Source organism: Prescottella equi, from assembly GCF_020171745.1.
GTDB lineage: Bacteria > Actinomycetota > Actinomycetes > Mycobacteriales > Mycobacteriaceae > Prescottella > Prescottella equi_A.
Genome location: NZ_JAIVAH010000005.1, coordinates 19,871 through 34,179 on the forward strand (window position 1 = coordinate 19,871; position 14,309 = coordinate 34,179).

At 67.7% G+C, this 14,309-nt stretch carries 16 protein-coding genes; 8 read left to right on the forward strand and 8 right to left on the reverse strand.

Features of this window, described 5'->3' with window-relative positions:
• Positions 1 to 275: 275 nt before the first annotated feature.
• A complete protein-coding gene (locus LCL87_RS03620) occupies positions 276 to 1,406 on the forward strand; it encodes an NDMA-dependent alcohol dehydrogenase (RefSeq protein WP_225016777.1) in 1,131 nt (376 codons plus the stop codon).
• 76 nt (positions 1,407 to 1,482) lie between these two features.
• Here LCL87_RS03620 and pstB read toward each other — a convergent pair whose 3' ends face one another.
• The 6 genes from pstB to LCL87_RS03650 form a co-directional block, all read right to left on the reverse strand.
• A complete protein-coding gene (gene pstB, locus LCL87_RS03625; RefSeq protein ID WP_225016779.1) occupies positions 1,483 to 2,259 on the reverse strand; it encodes a phosphate ABC transporter ATP-binding protein PstB in 777 nt (258 codons plus the stop codon).
• 95 nt (positions 2,260 to 2,354) lie between these two features.
• Positions 2,355 to 3,260: a phosphate ABC transporter permease PstA gene (gene pstA / locus LCL87_RS03630; RefSeq protein ID WP_225016781.1), complete on the reverse strand. Its 906-nt coding sequence runs from the start codon at positions 3,258 to 3,260 to the stop codon at positions 2,355 to 2,357.
• A 3-nt stretch (positions 3,261 to 3,263) separates the two neighbouring features.
• A complete protein-coding gene (pstC, locus tag LCL87_RS03635; RefSeq protein WP_225016783.1) occupies positions 3,264 to 4,313 on the reverse strand; it encodes a phosphate ABC transporter permease subunit PstC in 1,050 nt (349 codons plus the stop codon).
• Positions 4,314 to 4,371: 58 nt separating this feature from the next.
• Complete coding sequence (pstS, locus tag LCL87_RS03640) at positions 4,372 to 5,499, reverse strand: phosphate ABC transporter substrate-binding protein PstS (protein WP_225016784.1); 1,128 nt, start codon at positions 5,497 to 5,499, stop codon at positions 4,372 to 4,374.
• A 208-nt stretch (positions 5,500 to 5,707) separates the two neighbouring features.
• A complete protein-coding gene (mshD, locus tag LCL87_RS03645) occupies positions 5,708 to 6,625 on the reverse strand; it encodes a mycothiol synthase (protein WP_225016786.1) in 918 nt (305 codons plus the stop codon).
• Positions 6,626 to 7,387, reverse strand: coding sequence for a response regulator transcription factor (locus LCL87_RS03650; protein WP_225016788.1), 762 nt, complete (start codon positions 7,385 to 7,387; stop codon positions 6,626 to 6,628). It lies immediately after the preceding gene.
• 141 nt (positions 7,388 to 7,528) lie between these two features.
• Between LCL87_RS03650 and LCL87_RS03655 the strand changes: the two genes are divergently transcribed.
• The 6 genes from LCL87_RS03655 to LCL87_RS03675 all read left to right on the forward strand — a co-directional run bounded on the left by LCL87_RS03655 (position 7,529) and on the right by LCL87_RS03675 (position 10,762).
• Positions 7,529 to 8,314, forward strand: a complete 786-nt coding sequence (locus LCL87_RS03655; protein WP_225016790.1) for an LmeA family phospholipid-binding protein — start codon at positions 7,529 to 7,531, stop codon at positions 8,312 to 8,314.
• Positions 8,311 to 8,784, forward strand: a complete 474-nt coding sequence (locus LCL87_RS03660) for a thioredoxin family protein (RefSeq protein WP_225016792.1) — start codon at positions 8,311 to 8,313, stop codon at positions 8,782 to 8,784. The genes LCL87_RS03655 and LCL87_RS03660 overlap by 4 nt, the downstream gene beginning before the upstream one ends.
• Before the next feature lie 22 nt (positions 8,785 to 8,806).
• Positions 8,807 to 8,893: a putative leader peptide gene (locus LCL87_RS25725; RefSeq protein ID WP_350317252.1), complete on the forward strand. Its 87-nt coding sequence runs from the start codon at positions 8,807 to 8,809 to the stop codon at positions 8,891 to 8,893.
• A gap of 144 nt (positions 8,894 to 9,037) precedes the next feature.
• Positions 9,038 to 9,514 (forward strand): DUF4395 domain-containing protein, encoded by a 477-nt coding sequence (locus LCL87_RS03665; protein ID WP_225016794.1) that lies wholly within the window; start codon positions 9,038 to 9,040, stop codon positions 9,512 to 9,514.
• A 103-nt stretch (positions 9,515 to 9,617) separates the two neighbouring features.
• On the forward strand, positions 9,618 to 10,451 hold the full coding sequence (locus LCL87_RS03670) for a sulfurtransferase (protein ID WP_225016796.1): 834 nt from the start codon (positions 9,618 to 9,620) through the stop codon (positions 10,449 to 10,451).
• 5 nt (positions 10,452 to 10,456) lie between these two features.
• Complete coding sequence (locus LCL87_RS03675; RefSeq protein ID WP_225016797.1) at positions 10,457 to 10,762, forward strand: DUF1416 domain-containing protein; 306 nt, start codon at positions 10,457 to 10,459, stop codon at positions 10,760 to 10,762.
• A 59-nt stretch (positions 10,763 to 10,821) separates the two neighbouring features.
• Here the strand turns inward: LCL87_RS03675 and LCL87_RS03680 are convergent, their stop codons facing one another.
• A complete protein-coding gene (locus tag LCL87_RS03680; RefSeq protein ID WP_225016799.1) occupies positions 10,822 to 12,048 on the reverse strand; it encodes a cutinase family protein in 1,227 nt (408 codons plus the stop codon).
• A gap of 264 nt (positions 12,049 to 12,312) precedes the next feature.
• On the opposite strand from LCL87_RS03680, the gene LCL87_RS03685 reads away from it, so the two are divergent.
• Positions 12,313 to 13,008: a heme-binding beta-barrel domain-containing protein gene (locus LCL87_RS03685; RefSeq protein WP_225016801.1), complete on the forward strand. Its 696-nt coding sequence runs from the start codon at positions 12,313 to 12,315 to the stop codon at positions 13,006 to 13,008.
• A gap of 413 nt (positions 13,009 to 13,421) precedes the next feature.
• On the opposite strand, the gene LCL87_RS03690 is transcribed toward LCL87_RS03685, so the two are convergent.
• On the reverse strand, positions 13,422 to 14,120 hold the full coding sequence (locus LCL87_RS03690) for a hypothetical protein (protein WP_225016802.1): 699 nt from the start codon (positions 14,118 to 14,120) through the stop codon (positions 13,422 to 13,424).
• Positions 14,121 to 14,309: the final 189 nt, after the last annotated feature.

Consider the following 14,309-nt stretch of genomic DNA (forward strand, 5'->3'; position numbering starts at 1 on the left):
AGCTTCATCGCCCAACCAGATCCCCTATGCACCAAAGCAATCAGAAGAAGCGGCCGACGCACAGCGAAGGCCTCACGCACCTCAGCGCGTGACGGTTTCGTCCAGACATGTCTACCTCCGCCGGCGTCGCAGATTTCGTTGACACGCCGTCCAGCGAGTGCCATTGTGTGAGCAATCCGAGCCGAGATCGTTTACGACTCGACCACTGATCCATGTGCAGTACTCACTTCGAAGTCCGTCATCACAACGTCGTCTCGTAGAGGGGAATCCGCAGCATGAAGACCAAGGGTGCAATCCTGTGGGGTATCGACGAGCCGTGGTCGGTCGAAGAGATCGAACTCGGTGATCCGCGCGAAGGCGAGGTCCAGGTCGAACTCGCGGCGTCGGGACTGTGCCACTCGGATCACCACCTCGTCACCGGCGACATCGCCTTGCCGAGTTTCCCGGCGCTCGGTGGCCACGAGGGCGCCGGCGTGATCAGCAAGGTCGGCCCGGGCGTGAAGGGTCTGGCCGAGGGCGATCACGTCGTGCTGTCGTTCATCCCGGCCTGCGGCCAGTGCGTCCAATGTTCGACCGGCCACCAGAATCTCTGTGACCTCGGCATGTATCTGCTCACCGGCCAGGCGATTTCCGACGGCACCCACCGCGTGCAGGCGCGCGGGAAGGACGTCATCCCGATGTGTCTGCTGGGCACCTTCGCGCCGTACGTGACCGTGAACCAGTACTCGGTGGTGAAGATCGAGCCGTACATCTCGTTGGAGGCGGCCGCGCTCGTCGGCTGCGGTGTGACGACGGGCTGGGGGTCGGCCACCAACATCGCCGAGGTGCGCCCGGGCGAGAACGTGATCGTCGTCGGCATCGGCGGCATCGGCATCAACGCGGTGCAGGCGGCCGCGGCGTCCGGCGCCGAGCGGATCATCGCGATCGACCCGGTCGAGTTCCATCGCGACCAGGCCAAGCGTTTCGGCGCCACCCACACCTTCGCCTCGATGGAGGAGGCGATCGAACCGGTCATGGAGATCACCTGGGGTCGGATGGCCGACAAGGTGATGCTGGCGATGGGTGTGGTGCACGGCGAGGACATCGAGCCCGCGATGATCCTGACCGCCAAGGGCGGCAAGTGCGTCGTCATCGGCCTCGCCTCGGTGACGGACATGGACACCCGGCTCAGCCTGTTCCAGCTGTCGATGCTGCAGAAGCAGCTGTGCGGCACGATCTTCGGCGGAGCCAACCCCCGCAAGGACATCCCGTCGCTGCTGTCGATGTACCACTCCGGCAAGTTGAACCTCGACGACCTCATCACCAAGACCTACAGCCTCGAGGCGATCAACGACGGCTACCAGGACATGCTGGACGGCAGAAACATTCGTGGCGTGATCCGCTACACCGACGCCGACCGGATCTGAGCCTGCGGCCGCAGCCGAATACGACGAGACCCGGCGCGACGGTCGTGGCACCGGGTCTCGTCGTGTCGAAAGGCGATCAGCCGAAGCGGCCCGAGATGTAGTCCTCGGTGGCCTTCTGGGTGGGGTTGGAGAAAATCTTCTCGGTGTCGTCGATCTCGATCAGCTTGCCGGGCTTGCCGGTGGCCTCGAGGTTGAAGAACGCCGTCTGGTCGCTCACGCGCGCGGCCTGCTGCATGTTGTGCGTGACGATGACGATCGTGAAGTCCTTCTTCAGCTCGGTGATGAGGTCCTCGATCGCGAGCGTCGAGATCGGGTCCAGCGCCGAACACGGCTCGTCCATCAGCAGCACGTCGGGCGAGACCGCGATCGCCCGGGCGATGCACAGACGCTGCTGCTGACCACCGGAGAGGCCGCCGCCCGGCTTGTCGAGGCGGTCCTTGACCTCGTTCCACAGGTTCGCGCCGCGCAGCGACTGCTCGGCGATCTCGTCGAGCTTCTTCTTGTCGCGCATGCCCTGCAGCTTGAGGCCGGCCACCACGTTGTCGCGGATCGACATCGTGGGGAACGGGTTGGGCCGCTGGAACACCATGCCGATGGTCTTGCGGACGCCGACCGGGTCGACCGAGGAGCCGTAGATGTCCTCGCCGTCGAGCAGCACCGAGCCCTCGACGCGCGCGCCCGGGGTCACCTCGTGCATGCGGTTGAGCGACCGCAGCACCGTCGACTTACCGCAGCCCGACGGGCCGATGAACGCGGTGACACTGCGCGGAGGTACCGACAGCCCCACATCGGCGACGGCGTGGAACTTGCCGTAGTAGATGTTGACGTCCTTGAGATCCAGACGCTTGGCCATTCATCGGCTCCCTACTGGTGCGAGCGACAGCTCGAGTATGTGCTTACGAGGTTCGGGGGTTGCGGTGATTGCGTCGATCGCCGCGTGTTCGGTGCTCACTTGTTGCGCACCGTGGTGAAGTGACCGATCGCCTTCGCGACGATGTTGAGGACCGCGATGAGGAGGATCAGGGTCAGCGCGGCACCCCAGATCCGGTTGGAGCCGGCGTCCGTGGGGTTGTTCATCTCCGCGACCATCACGCCCGGCAGCGTGCCCATCTCTCCACCGAACAGGTTGAAGTTGATGAACGGCGCGTAGCCCACCAGGATCAGCAGCGGCGCGGTCTCGCCGAGCACGCGGGCCAGGGCCAGCATGACGCCGGTGATGATGCCGGGCAGCGCGGTCGGAACCACGATGCGCGCGATGGTCTTCCACTTGGGTACGCCCAGCGCGTACGACGCCTCCCGCAGATCGTTCGGCACGATGCGCAGCATCTCCTCGGTGCTGCGGACCACGACCGGGACCATCAGCAGCACCAGCGCGAGCGACACCGCGAAGGCCGACTTGGGGAAGCCGAACGTCGCGATCCACAGCGCGTAGATGAACAGGGCCGCGACGATCGACGGGACACCGGAGAGGATGTCGACCATGAACGTGGTGAGCTTGCCGAGCCGCGAATTGCCCGCGTACTCCACGAGATAGACGGCGACGAACAGACCGAGCGGAACCGACAGCGCGGCGCACACGAGTCCCTGCATGAGGGTGCCGATGAGGGCGTGGTAGATGCCGCCGCCGTCGGCCGACGCGGACAGTCCGCTGAGTGAGTGGGTGAACCACGTCTGCGACGTGATCGCGCCGATGCCCTTGACCACCACCGTCCACAGCACCCACACGAGCGGCACGAGCGCGACGAGGACGGAGAGGGTGACCAGCACCGTGGCGGTGAGATCGGTGATGCGGCGACGGAGTCCGACGCCCTGGAAGGCGGGCGCCTTGATCGGCTTGTCGAGGACGCTGGTCATCGGTCAGTCCCGCTTTCCGGCGATCGCGGCACGCGCTGCCGCGTTGACCACGAAGGTGAGCACGAACAGGACCAGGCCGGCGGCGATGTAGGCGCCCGCCTGGATGTTGTTGTTGAACTCGGCGTATCCGAGCGCGATCTTCGACGCGATCGTCGAGCCGCTGTCGAAGAGCGATCCGCTGAACGCCTGCGACGTCGTGCGCAGGATCATGTACAGCGCCATCGTCTCGCCCAGCGCGCGACCCAGGCCGAGCATCGAACCGCTGATGTAGCCGGACTTGCCGAACGGAATGACCGTGGTGCGCACCACTTCCCAGCGCGTGGCGCCGAGCGCGAGTGCGGCCTCGACGTGCGCCTTGGGCGTCTGGGCGAACACCTCGCGGGTCACGGCCGTGATCACCGGCAGGATCATCACGGCGAGCACGATGCCGGCGGTGAAGATGGTGCCGCCACCGCGGATGGAGCCGCTGCCGTCGGCGAAGATCGGAATCCAGCCGAGGTGCTCGTTGAGCCACACCGCGAACGGTGCGATCGCCGGCGCGAACACCAGCAGACCCCACAGGCCGTACACGATCGACGGCACCGCAGCGAGCAGATCGATCACGTAGGCCAGCGGCCGGGACAACTTCTTGGGCGCGTACTCGGTGAGGAAGATCGCGATGCCGAGCGCCACCGGCATGGCCAGCACCAGCGCGAACACCGAGACCATCACCGTGACCGACAGCAGGTCCAGGACACCGAACGCCATCGCGTTGATGTTGTCGGTGTCCCACACCCGACTGGTGAGGAAGTTGACCTCGTTGCGCTGCAGCGCCGGGACCGCGCGCCAGATCAGGAAGATGCCGACGGCAGCGACCAGCAGCGTGATGAAGACCGCCGATCCCGACGCCAGCGATCCGAAGATCCGGTCGCCGGGACGGGTGACCGTCTTGTTCTTCGTGGCCTGTGGGGTAGTGATCGGGGCCTCCGGGGTACCGTGCGGACCGCCCACCCCGGCCCCGCCGTCCGCGGGGTCGGAGGCGCGTGGTGTCGACCTTGTGCTCGCGTCAGTCATCTGCGCTCACATTCTCCGTCTGAATATAGATGGGCGGTCCGTCGAACGATCGTTCCGATCAGGCGATCGCGGAGATCGACTCGTTGATCTTGGCGCGGAACGACTCCGGCAGCGGCACGTAGCCCTGGTCGGCCAGCGTCTGCTGTCCCTCGTTCGCGGCGCTGGTGAGGAACGACTTCACCGCGTTGCCCGTGGCCTCGTCGTAGCCCTTGGAGCAGACGATCTCGTAGGTCGCCAGAACCAGCGGGTAGGCGCCGGCTTCCTTGGTGCCGTAGATCGACTTCAGATCGAGCGTGAGGTCACCGGTCCCGGAGCCCTTGAACGACGCATTCGCGATGGCCTTCGACGCCGTCTCCTGGGTCAGCTTCACCGGGCCGGCGCCGGTGTCGATCTGCGCGGAGGGCAGCTTCTGCTGATCCGCGAAGGACTTCTCCACGTACGTGATCGAACCGGGCGCGGTCGCAACGGCCTGCGCGACACCGGCCGAGCCCTTCGCCCCCTCGCCGACGCCGCCCTTGAAGTCGGAGCCGGTGCCCTGGGTCCAGGCGCCGTTCGAGGAAGCCTCGAGGTACTGCTGGAAGTTGTCGCTGGTGCCGGACGAGTCCGAGCGCACGATCGGGCTGATCTTCTCGTCGGGCAGCTTCACGCCGGAGTTGAGCGCGGCGATGGCCGGGTCGTTCCAGTTGGTGATGCCGCCGTTGAAGATCTTGGCGATAGTCTCGCCGTTGAGCACCAGGTTGTCGACACCGTCGACGTTGTAGGCGATCGAGACGGGACCGAACACGAGCGGCAGGTTCCACGCGTCGTTGCCCTGGCAGCGCTGCTTGGCCTGCTCGGCCTGCTCGCCCTTGATGGCGGAGTCGGAGCCCGCGAAGTCGATGTTGTTCGCAATGAACTGCGTGCGGCCGTCACCGGAGCCGCTGGGGTTGTACGCGACGTTGACGCTCTTGCCCTTCTGCTGGCAGGCCGCGATGTAGGTCGAGGTGAACTCGTCCATCGCGTTCTTCTGCGCAGACGATCCGGCGCCGGAGAGCTTGTCCTTGCCGTCACACAGGGCCGTGGACGCCGACGTGTCGACGGTCGACGACGCGGCGTTGTTGTCGCTGCCGCACGCGGTCAGCGACATCGCCGTCACGGCACCCACAGCTACCACTCCGAGCAGTGCGCCCTTGCGGTCGAGATTCACCCTGGTCCTCCGCTGGTCTAGCGTCACGCCCACGGTCGGGCGGCACGGTAGGCGCGGGACGCAGGCGACCCGCACCGGGTGACGTTTCGCCACCCAGGCCAGAAAGGTAGGGGCACCCGGTAGCCAACGGGACCCGGTTCGGTGAACGGAAGATGAACACCCGCCGGAAATCAGCCGAGACGTGGGTCACACCGCCCGAACAGCCCGGTCAGGGCTGTGCGGCGTACGCGACGTCCACGTGGAATCGATCGAATCCGAGGCGCTCGTACGTGTGCAGCGCGGCAGTGTTGTCGCCCTCGACGTACAGCAGCACCGTGCCCAGTCCGCGGTCCCGCAGATAGTGCAGTCCCGCCAGCGTGAGCACCCGGCCCAGCCCGCGGCCCTGCGCGTCGGGATCGATGCCGACCACGTACACCTCACCGAGCGCGGGGTTGCCGTTCTCGGGCGCGTGCACCTTGGTCCAGTGGAAGCCGAGGAGTCGGTTCGTGTCCCCCGCGGCGTCGTCGGACGGGAACGCCAGGAACAGCCCTGCGGGGTCGAACCAGGACTCGGAGCGGCGTTCGTCGATCTCGTGCTGCGTCCACGAACCCTGCTCCGGGTGCCACGCGAACGCGGCCGCGTTGACGCGCAGCAGTTCTGCGTCGTCCTCGGGTCCGCGGTACGTCCGCAGCGTGATTCCCTCCGGCACGACGACGTCGGGCAGTTCCGGGGTGGTGAGCGAGCGACGCAGCTGCAGCAGTTCGCGCGCGCCCGTCAGGCCGAGCCGTCGCGCGACCGCGACGGCGGCGGGCAGATTGCCGTGCGCCCACACCCGGGTGCCGGGCCCGCCCGCCTCGAGAACCCCGGCCACCAGACGTCCGCCGACACCGGCACCGCGCTCGGCCGGGTCAACGACGACCTCCGCCATCGCGGGATGGTCGCCGTGCCCGGACTCGAGATGTGCGTAGCCGACCACGCGGTCGTCGACCGTGCAGACCAGGTGCCGGGCCGGCCCCTCGGCGGTCAGTGCGTGCACCGCCTGTTCGGAGATCGGCGCGGTCCCGTCGGCCACCGTGGCCCGGGCGATCATCGCGCGAACCGCCTCGACCGGCGGTGAATCGATCCAGTCGAGCTGCTGCACGGTCATCTAATACGCCGATCCGTTGGTAGGTGTCAGGTCTGTGTCGTCGGCGTCCTCGGGTTCACCGGGATCGCCGACGGGGCCACCGCGGCCCGAGCTCCGTGCCGGGCGGACGGCCTTGTAGCCGACGTTGCGGACGGTGCCGATCAGCGACTCGTACTCGGAGCCGAGCTTGGCGCGCAGCCGTCGCACGTGGACGTCGACGGTGCGGGTGCCGCCGAAGAAGTCGTAACCCCACACCTCCTGCAACAACTGGGCGCGGGTGAACACCCGGCCGGCGTGCTGCGCGAGGTACTTGAGGAGCTCGAACTCCTTGTAAGTCAAATCGAGGGGACGTCCCCGCAGTCGCGCGGTGTACGTCCCCTCGTCGATCACCAGCTCGCCGAGCGTGATCTTTCCGGCTGCTTCGGGGCTTGCCACCCCGCCGTTGCGGCCGACCAGCAACCGCAGCCGCGCGTCGAGTTCCGCGGGGCCGGTCGACGGCAACAGGATGTCGTCGAGCCCCCAGTCGGAGTTCACCGCGACCAGGCCGCCTTCGGTGAGTACGGCCACGACCGGAATCGCCGATCCAGTGCTGCCGAGCAGTCGGCACAGGCCGCGTGCCGCGGCGAGGTCACTGCGGGCGTCGACGAGCGCCACATCCGCAGCGCCGGCCTCGAGCAGCGACGAAACCTCTGTCGGAGCTGGGCGCACGGAATGGGACAGCAATGCCAACGAGGGCAGCACCGTATCGGGATTGGGGTCGGAGGTCAGAAGCAGTAGCTCCACTCAACCTCCCTCTCTGCGTCGCGAGTGCCGACGCAGGGGCCGACACCGAGTGGACCGACGTTCATGTTTCGGGGACAGATTAGCGCGAGTTCGACCAGGACCGTCGCACCGGTGCCCGACGGACTCGGTAAGAATGATGAGGTGCGCAAACTCATCATCGGCCTGGTGTGCCTCGTCGGACTCGTCGTCGTCGTCGATTTCGGCGCCGCTGCCTACTCCGAGTTCCGGGTTTCGCGTGCGCTGAGAGAGGGCGGGTCGCTCAACGCGGATCCCGAGGTGACCATCCACGGATTCCCGTTCCTCACGCAGGCGTGGAACGGGAAGTACGACAACGTCGAGATCCGGGCCCAGCAGGTCGAGGCCGACATGATCGGCGAGGTCACGATCGAGGCGTCGCTGAAGGGGGTCACCGTCCCGGCGTCCGCGCTGCTCGACGGCTCGGTCCACACGGTCCCCGTGGACTACCTCGACGGCCGCATGAAGATCGACGCCACCGACCTCGGCAAGTTCCTCGGCATCCCCGACCTGCAGGTTTCCGCGCCGCCGGCGAGCAAGTCGGACGGCACCGGAGGATCGGGCGGATCGGGTTCCACCACCGACGACGGCGGCATCGTGCTCACCGGCACCGTTCCGGTCGGGCCGCTGCAGACCACGGTGAGTGTGCAGGCCGACCTGGTCCTGCGCGGCGAGCAGCTGATGATCGTCGCCACCGACTTCAATTTCGGTCCCGAGGGCGACGCCGAGTTCACGGTGCCGGCCCCGCTGCGCCAGCAGGTCCTCGACCGCTTCACCAAGACGATCGACCCGCAGTCGCTGCCGTTCGGGATCATGCCGACGGAGGTGTACGCGCAGGGTTCGCAGATCGTGATCGAGGGCACCGGCGAGAACCTCATCATCAACCTCGACGAATTGCAGGCCCAGCTGTGACCGCGCTGATCATTCTCGTCGTGGCCATCGCCGCGACCGTGGCCGTCGGGCTGGTCCTGCAGTCGCGCGCCGGCAAGGTGCGCGCCACCGCCCCTGCCGCCACCGCAGCCGTCGACGACGAGCGTTCGACGCAACTCGTGGCCGCCGGCGTCACCGCCACCGGACGCCCGATCGTGCTGCATTTCTCGGCCGACTGGTGCGGTCCGTGCGCCGCGGTCCGCCGCGTGATCGGACAGGTCCTCACCCGACTCGGCGCCGACGACGACGGCACCCCCGCCGCCACAGAGGTGGAACTCGACATCGACGAACACCCCTCGCTGGCAAAGACTCTCGGCGTTCTTTCACTGCCCACCACGTTCATCCTCGACGGCGCGCTCACCGAGCGCTTCCGGATCTCCGGTGTGCCGTCCGCCGCGGACCTCGAGACCGCGCTGGCACCCCTCCTCGAAACCGGGCGCCCCAATTCCTGAAAAACCGGGTACGCTGCACCACGTGTACGCCAACCACGAGCTGATGCTCACCCGTCGCCGCGCAGTCGACCTGTGCCGCCTCGGTGGTTGTTGCTGTCCCTGCTGCTGATCCCGCAGACGGCTGTCTCCTCTCTTCGCCCAGCGTCTTCCCGCTGAGAACACCGTCCGCGATCGGTGAATCCCCCGAGTCCGGTCCCTGCCGCATCTCCACGTCGGCACGTCAACAATCGGTAGCCCGCAGGAGCACTCCACAATGGCAACTCCCACGTCCACACTCCAGACCCAGCAGGTCGACGTCCGCGGTCCGCGCTTCGCCGCGTGGGTCACGAGCGCGGTCCTCGTCGTCGTGCTGCTGCTCTCGACCGTCTCCATCCTCGCCGCCGGCCTGCTGCTCACCGCGCAGGCCGTGGTGTTCGGGATCGGCGCCGTCGCCGGCCCTCGCCGCAGCCCGTACGGCCGGCTGTTCGCGGCTTTCGTCGCGCCGCGCCTGAGCCCCACCGTCGAACGCGAGCCTGTCGCCCCGCTGCGGTTCGCGCAGGGCGTCGGCCTGGCCTTCGCCGTCGTCGGCGCGGTCGCGTTCCTGCTCGGCGCGGGCATCGTCGGCGGCATCGCGACCGGGTTCGCCCTGTTCGCGGCCCTGCTCAACGCCGCCTTCGGCATCTGCCTCGGCTGCCAGATCTACCCGCTCGTCGCGCGGCTGCGCGGCGCCGGCACCCCCAGCGCAGCCTGACCCCGCAGCACCGTCTCCACCCGTGCGGGCCGATGCCCGCACCGGTCCCGCTCGCTTCGCTCCACGCATTCACACCCGCGTTCCATCATCGAAAGGACACTTCATGGCTCGCTCCGACGTCCTGGTCTCCGCAGACTGGGCCGAGCAGAACCTCGGCGCCCCCAAGACCGTCTTCATCGAGGTCGACGAGGACACCGCCGCCTACGACGCCAGCCACATCGAGGGCGCGATCAAGCTCGACTGGCGCAAGGATCTGCAGGACGGCGTCCGTCGCGACTTCCTGAACCAGGAGCAGTTCTCCGCGCTGCTGTCCGCCAAGGGCGTCGCGAACGACGACACCGTGGTCCTCTACGGCGGCAACAACAACTGGTTCGCGGCCTACGCGTACTGGTACTTCAAGCTGTACGGCCACCAGGACATCAAGCTGATCGACGGCGGCCGCAAGAAGTGGGAACTCGACGGCCGTCCGCTGTCGAAGGAGACCGTCACCCGCCCGGCCACCGAGTACAAGGCCGCCGCCGCCGACACCTCGATCCGCGCCTTCCGTGACGACGTGATCGCCGCGATCGGTTCCGCGAACCTGGTCGACGTCCGCTCCCCCGACGAGTACTCGGGCAAGATCCTCGCCCCGGCGCACCTGCCGCAGGAGCAGGCGCAGCAGCGCGGCCACGTCCCCGGCGCCATCAACATCCCGTGGAGCACCACCGCCAACGAGGACGGCACCTTCAAGTCGGACGCAGACCTCGCGAAGCTGTACGCGGACAAGGGCTTCGACGAGACCAAGGACACCATCGCCTACTGCCGCATCGGCGAGCGCTCGAGCCACACCTGGTTCGTGCTGCAGGAGATCCTCGGCAAGCAGAACGTGAAGAACTACGACGGCAGCTGGGTCGAGTACGGCTCGCTGGTCGGCGCACCGATCGAGTTGGGAGCATAAGGAAAATGTGCGGAGCACCTGTTCAGACCCAGACCCTGCCCGCGGGCGTGAACGTCGAGAAGGAGACCGTCATCACCGGCCGCGTCCTGGCCGCTGACGGCCAGCCGGTGGGTGGCGCGTTCGTCCGCCTGCTCGACGGCACCGACGAGTTCACGGCCGAGGTCGTCGCGTCCGCGACCGGCGACTTCCGCTTCTTCGCCGCGCCCGGCACGTGGAAGGTCCGCGCCCTGTCGAGCACCGGCAACGGCGACGTGACGATCAACCCGGACAGCGCCGGCGTCTACGCCGTCGACGTGACGGTCGCGAAGTAGGTTCGGACACCAGACCGAGAAGGGCGCCACTCCTGTTGGAGTGGCGCCCTTTTCGTTGCCTAAGCCCCGCCGCGCGGGAGTCCGTCGATCCAGTCCGCCACCCGCCCACTGTCCCCGAGGAGCGAGGCGGGGCCGTCGAACCAGTACAGGACGTGCTGGAGCGGGCCCAGGACTATGTACGGCTTCAGGATCAGGTCGACGATGCCGCGGTTGTCCTCGAGGAACCCCGCCGATTCGGCCTGCGCCTTCGCACGCACGACGTCCGCGCCCGGCCCGCGCGCCCAGGCATCCAGCGCGGCAACGCGTTCCGGCGTCGCGGCGGCCATCGCCGCGTCGTCGCGGTTGGTCTGGTCGGCAACGGTGCGCAGCACATCGAGCAGCGACTCGTCGGAGGTGAACCAGTCCTCGCGGGTGACGATGTGGGCGATCGCGCGAGCCGACATGTCGGATGCGACGCGACCGAAGTCGGCGAACGTCTGCACCGGGTTGAGGATCGTGAACCGCACCTGCCCCAGCACGCCGAGCGCGAGTTCGAGCAGCGCGATGTCCGGCGGGGCGTCGCACGCGATGTCCATCGGTCGGCAGTCGTAGAGGATCCGGCCCTCGAGCGCGCCGTAGTCGGCCGGTTCGGACGCCATGAATCCGCCGCCGGCCGGTCCGGGCTCGCCGAGCGACGGCGTCCCGGCGGGCCGGTAGGGATCACCGACGAGCGCGACCCCGGCGATGTCGGCGGCGGTCACGGTGGCCGAGGCGTCCCGGTGGCCGATGTCGCGCGCCACCCGCTCGGTGACCTCGGCGCCGACGCTGTAGCCGAGCAGGACGAACCGGGTCGCGGCGCCGCACTGCGCCTTCTTCTCGTCGAGGATCCGGTTCTCCGACGCCACACCGGCGGCCACCGAGTCCTGGTACGTCGGCACGTCGGACAGCAGCCCGAGGCCGTACGTCGACGGGTAGGGCACGTACATCCACCCGACCGTGCCCGGCTGGTCCCGGTTCGCCTGTCCCAGCGGAACCGTGATCCGGTTCAGCCAGTTCGCCCCCGGCAGCTGGTTCTTGTCGTCGAACGGGTCGCGGTCCACGGTCGAATCGCCGGCACCGGACACCGCGACCACCAGGATGTCCGGGCACCCGGCGCCGTTGTTGTTCGGATCCACGGCGGGCGAACCCGTCGAACCCACCCCCGCCGACCCTTCCGCCGCGGCGACACCACCGGAGACGAGCAGCGCCACCACCGTGACCAGTCCGCCGAGAGCTGACCCGACCACCCGCCGACCCCTGCGTCCCATCGACACCTCCGACCGTTCGCACACAGTGCTGATCTTGTTCCGTTGGCGATCCGGGAGCACCGTACTCCCGCAAAACGGGCGCCGAGCGGGATTCGGCCGGATCGATTCACCCGGCGGCACGGTCCCGTCCGATTTCGAAGGCTGCGGGGGCGCGGTCTAAGATGAGCCCGTGGTCATCTTCTTCGAGGTTCTCCTGGTTCTTGCCGCCATCCTGATCACCTGGTTCTCGCTGTACGTCGTGTACCGGCTGGTCACCGACAAGCCGTGAATCAGGATCCGGACGCAGGCGGTTCGCAGCCTGACGACACCGAGTCGCACGTAGTTCGTGGTAGCGGCGACCGGGCGGTCGCGGCTGCCGAAGAGCGTGCGAAGGATACGGCGGGACGCAACATCCCGACGCTGCCCGATCTCCCCCTGCCCGAGGACACCGCGAATCTGCGACTCGGGCCGGACCTGCACCCCGGTCTGCTCGCGCTCCTGCCGCTCGTCGGCGTGTGGCGCGGCGAGGGCGAGGGGCACGATCCGGAGACCGGCGACTACCCGTTCGGCCAGCAGATCGTCGTGTCGCACGACGGCGAGAACTACCTGGCCTGGGAGTCCCGCACGTGGCGCCTGGACGCCGACGGCGGATACGTCGGCCCCGATCAGCGTGAGAGCGGCTACTGGCGCGTCGCCGGCGACGGCATCCCCGGCAGCACCAACGAGGAGGTCATCGAACTCCTCCTCACGCACGCGTCCGGTGTCGTCGAAATGTTCTACGGGCAGGCGCTGACGCAGTCGTCGTGGGAACTCGCGACCGACGTCGTGATCCGCAGCCAGTCCGGTGAGCTCATCGGCGGAGCCAAGCGCCTGTACGGCATCGTCGAGGGCGGCGATCTGGCGTACGTCGAGGAGCGCGTCGTCGCCGACGGCCCCCTCGAGCCGCGGTACTCCGCGCGCCTCCAGCGCTACATCGGCTGACACGTCCTCGAACAAGCAGCGACCCCCGGGCCCGTCCACGTGACGAGGCCCGGGGGTTTCGTCATTCGTGGGTTCCGGTCTGGACGCACCGGAGGGCTCGGGGGTCGGGTAGCTGCCTGGGATTCGCCAGCCGCGCTGCGGTCAGAGAAACCCGAGAGCATCGTGGCTAGCTGACAGCCACCTCACGTGTCCGTTTGTCATTCAACTTCAGACCACCTCCTTCCTCGTGTAAGCCCGAAGCTACGCCCGACTCGGGCACTCGGCAACGGATTATTCGGCGAGGAGGTTCGCGCAACGCGCGAGCCCCGCCCCGGACGGATCCGGGACGGGGCTCGTGTGTGGTGCAGGTCGAACGGGAACTCACGGCACGGGTTCACGCGGAAAGCGTGCCGTGGTGTCCCATTCGGGGGGAACTAGCTCATGTTGCCGAGCACGTTGCCCAGGATTCCGCCGATCACGTTGGACATCGAACCCTGCGGGTCGGTCAGCGACCCGAAGACCTGACCATCAACGCCCATGCCCTCGAGGCTGCCCGTACCGGCCTCGACGGCGTTCTTGTCGCGGACCTTGACGCACACGCCGATCGGGTTCCACTTCTGCTCACCCCACATGTCCGGGGTCATGGACGCACCACTGTCGATGACAGTGCCGACTGCAACGTTGTCCGGGACCTTGTACGTGGTGACGTAGGTCGCAGTGTTGCCGCCGTTGATCAGCCACCCGCCGCCGGAGTACACCGATGCAGCGCCCGTGTTGGTGTCGACCGCCGGAGTCGTCGCGTTGCCGTTGACAGTCGCCGACTGGAGGGTGAAGCCGGCGGGGAAGTAGTCGGCCATCGCACGAAGCAGCGGCGGCACGCCCTTGGCGCTGGAAACGGTCGTCTTGTACGTGACAGTCCCACCAGGGGCCACAGAGGCACTGCCGACGACCTCCTTGGTCAAGCGGATGCCGACGATGTTCGCCGAGCCATACTGAACCTTGGTCGCCTTTGTGCCGCACTCGGCCGCGGAAGCGACTCCCGCGCCGGCACCGACGCCGAAAACGGTTCCGCCCGCGACGACAGCGGCAGCGGCAACGGAGGCCGCGATGCGGCGGCTGACAGTTCGAGACATGGACATGCTCCTTCGTTCGGGCCTGAGGGGGAAGGTAGAACGCGTTTCAGTATCGAGAGTGCAACTTGGCCGAGTTGCCCATTTCGTCGTGAAGTCGATCACATACTAGCTACGGAATCGGACGTACGTCCAGAAATCTAGCACCGAGGTCGCGAGCACTTTTCGACGATTCGACGAGCGTAACGCGAC

Bases quoted from the DNA above. Each gene is read 5' to 3' on its own strand.
- LCL87_RS03620 (WP_225016777.1), top strand. From the start codon at position 276: ATGAAGACCAAGGGTGCAATCCTGTGGGGTATCGACGAGCCGTGGTCG.
- pstB (WP_225016779.1), bottom strand. From the start codon at position 2,259: ATGGCCAAGCGTCTGGATCTCAAGGACGTCAACATCTACTACGGCAAG.
- pstA (WP_225016781.1), bottom strand. From the start codon at position 3,260: ATGACCAGCGTCCTCGACAAGCCGATCAAGGCGCCCGCCTTCCAGGGC.
- pstC (WP_225016783.1), bottom strand. From the start codon at position 4,313: ATGACTGACGCGAGCACAAGGTCGACACCACGCGCCTCCGACCCCGCG.
- mshD (WP_225016786.1), bottom strand. From the start codon at position 6,625: ATGACCGTGCAGCAGCTCGACTGGATCGATTCACCGCCGGTCGAGGCG.
- LCL87_RS03665 (WP_225016794.1), top strand. From the start codon at position 9,038: ATGGCAACTCCCACGTCCACACTCCAGACCCAGCAGGTCGACGTCCGC.
- LCL87_RS03670 (WP_225016796.1), top strand. From the start codon at position 9,618: ATGGCTCGCTCCGACGTCCTGGTCTCCGCAGACTGGGCCGAGCAGAAC.
- LCL87_RS03675 (WP_225016797.1), top strand. From the start codon at position 10,457: ATGTGCGGAGCACCTGTTCAGACCCAGACCCTGCCCGCGGGCGTGAAC.
- LCL87_RS03680 (WP_225016799.1), bottom strand. From the start codon at position 12,048: ATGGGACGCAGGGGTCGGCGGGTGGTCGGGTCAGCTCTCGGCGGACTG.
- LCL87_RS03690 (WP_225016802.1), bottom strand. From the start codon at position 14,120: ATGTCTCGAACTGTCAGCCGCCGCATCGCGGCCTCCGTTGCCGCTGCC.